The 2466-nt window shown below is 42.1% G+C and carries 4 protein-coding genes and 1 pseudogene; 1 reads left to right on the top strand and 4 read right to left on the bottom strand.

Features of this window, described 5'->3' with window-relative positions; all coding sequences use genetic code 11:
• Positions 1–951, bottom strand: a 951-nt coding sequence (locus tag ACNART_RS17765) for a tape measure protein (RefSeq protein WP_416303671.1), incomplete at its 3' end; no start/stop codon positions are given.
• A 124-nt stretch (positions 952–1075) separates the two neighbouring features.
• Here ACNART_RS17765 and ACNART_RS17760 point away from each other — a divergent pair.
• Positions 1076–1267 (top strand): YqaE/Pmp3 family membrane protein, encoded by a 192-nt coding sequence (locus ACNART_RS17760; RefSeq protein ID WP_004242485.1) that lies wholly within the window; start codon positions 1076–1078, stop codon positions 1265–1267.
• A gap of 24 nt (positions 1268–1291) precedes the next feature.
• Here ACNART_RS17760 and ACNART_RS17755 read toward each other — a convergent pair whose 3' ends face one another.
• The 3 genes and pseudogenes from ACNART_RS17755 to ACNART_RS17745 form a co-directional block, all read right to left on the bottom strand.
• A complete protein-coding gene (locus ACNART_RS17755; protein ID WP_223231949.1) occupies positions 1292–1522 on the bottom strand; it encodes a DUF4035 domain-containing protein in 231 nt (76 codons plus the stop codon).
• A 44-nt stretch (positions 1523–1566) separates the two neighbouring features.
• Positions 1567–1983: a hypothetical protein gene (locus ACNART_RS17750; protein WP_036894767.1), complete on the bottom strand. Its 417-nt coding sequence runs from the start codon at positions 1981–1983 to the stop codon at positions 1567–1569.
• 63 nt (positions 1984–2046) lie between these two features.
• Positions 2047–2466, bottom strand: a pseudogene (locus ACNART_RS17745) (hypothetical protein); the annotation flags it as partial.

The following is a 2466-nucleotide window of genomic DNA, read 5'->3' as shown; positions in this document are numbered from 1 at the left end:
TGCGGCTTGTGCATAAGTGGCTTGAGTCCATTTGGCTATTTTTATTGCAATAGTCGTCATGGCTAAAGCTTCCGTTACTCTCATCACTTCAGAAAAATGATTCGATAATGCAGAAAGCCCCGTTGTTAAAAGCTGAGTCGCACCAGTACCTTGATTCGCTTCACCAATAAATTTTGTCATCGCCGATTGAAGATTGGTGAAACCTTGGCTAACCGTTGTCACGCTGGTAGCAAATTTTTTATTCACACTGTCGGCTACACGTTCTAAGGCTTGAATGACTTTCTCAATCGTCATTTCACCGTCTTGGGCTTTCTTCCTTAGTTCACCCACACTAACCCCCATTCCGTCAGCGATAGCTTTTGCTAACGCAGGGGTTTGCTCCATTACCGAGTTCAGCTCTTCGCCACGTAACTGCCCTGAGGCTAATGCTTGACCAAATTGGATTAATGCCGCTTGGGCTGCGGTTGCACTTGCCCCCGAAATCGCTACCGCTTTTGAGACGGTTTCCGTGAGTTCAGCGACTTTTTGCTGACTTAATCCTAGGCGATCGGCATTATCCGCAAAACGCTGATAAATCTGTGCCGTCGCATCCAACGATTGATAGGTTTTCTGGGCAATGCCATAGACGGCTTGTGTGGCTTTATTTAACTCGACAGAACTTTCTGTCACCAGTTTTAAGCGGTTCTGTAATTCCGTCCAACTGTCGGCATAATTGATTACTTGATGAATGGATAATGCACTTGCGGTAACACTCGCAAAACGAGTAAAGAATGCCGAGGATTTTGCAGTTTGCGATACCATTCGCTCTTGTTGTACGGTGATCGCTTGAAGGCTGACGCGAATACTTTGCCCAAATTGTTCTGTTTGGCGCTGGCTACGGTTGATCGCATTTGTGAAATTTGCCGTATTCAGCGTCAAATCAATATTTAATCTACCTAATGCTCCCGCCATAAATTAATTCCTAAACCTAAATAGAATTAAGATTTTCACACCATAAATGTGTAATAAATCAATTATATTCACTATTAATTTAATTATTGATAAACTGAAATTTCGAATACTAGAGGAGATATTTATGAGACTTATTCTGGCGTTATTGCTACCTTGGTTACAATTTTTCACGATTGGTCGCCCATTTGCTGGCATCTTCTGCCTTATCCTCCAAATCACCTTAATCGGATGGATCCCTGCGGCTATCTGGTCGGTTTATGCCCTTTCCCAATACAATACGGATAAAAAAATTGAGAAAATGTCTCGCGGTGGTTAACAATTAAGCCCCATTGATGTGGGGCTATCGATTAGCTAATACACTCTCAGTAACGTTATCCCACAGCTCTTCTTCCGTAATTTTCTTCTTCCACATCGGCATAAAATCCATCAATTCAGGCGGAGACGTTTTCGGATCACGATTTATCATCGCGAGAAGATGTGCCACTTGTGCCATCCGATAATCCTCTCGCCATAAACCAAAGGGCTGTTTGCGATAAAAGGCCTCATATTCACACAAGTGGCTTTCAGGCATTTGTTCGATTTCTGCGAGCGTTTTTCCCAGTGCCAGCGACAATATCAGTTGGAATTGTCGCCGTTCTCCAAGTTTTTTTCGCTATTCCCCGCTTCTGCTGTAAACACCGCATTAGAGAACCCTTGTCCTAAACGATTAAGACCTTTTAAGTCTTCTTCATTTTCAGCATCAAAAAGCAGTTCCCCTTTTTCATCACACAACTTAAAAGCCAACATTCTGGCGACATCATATTCATCGTAGACACGATTTATCGCCTCGTTAAATTGTTCGGGATCGTCTTCGTCTAAATAAATGTCCTGCGCTTCGGCAAGCTTGATTTTAATTTGACGAAGTTTGCGCTGAATGTAATTCATGGTGCCAACATCCAGTTCTTTGACATAAAAGGTGTTGTCTAAATAAGTAAAAGGCGTCACTTTCAGTGCTTGGTTTAACACTAATTCACGCAATAACGCGTTAGACATAATCACTCCTAAGATTTTTATCGAGAAGGGAGAAGAGAAATAATAAGAGAGGTGAGTTAAGGGTTATTTCTTCGTATTCAAATAATCACGGCCAGACAATTTAATCGAGATCCCCGAATCCATCATTTGCCCTACGCTACCATCAATGTTCATGCCTGTTTCGACGGAGCCGTAATAAAACATGGAGCCTTCATCTCGCGTTAAGACCATTTTCACCGCAAATTTTTCTTTGCTGTTTTCATATTTACGCAAAAGTCGCTGCACATCACTGGAGCTATACCGTAAGAAAAAGGTCAATTTAATTGAGCCGTATTCCGTATCGCCCGATTCATATTCCTTGCCATCACTGCAAATGGTAGTGACATCAATTTGTTCGGTTGTCGAACCGTCTTTACTGAAACTTTTCACTGCACAAAAATTATTAGACCATTGAATACGTTGTGCTTTGGCGTTTGCAAAATCAGTGGGTAGCGTTTTATCACT

It is taken from the genome of Proteus sp. LHD240705 (assembly GCF_047921555.1).
Lineage (GTDB): Bacteria > Pseudomonadota > Gammaproteobacteria > Enterobacterales > Enterobacteriaceae > Proteus.
The sequence above is the reverse complement of the archived record's forward strand: the minus strand, read 5'-3'. Positions and strand labels throughout refer to the sequence as shown.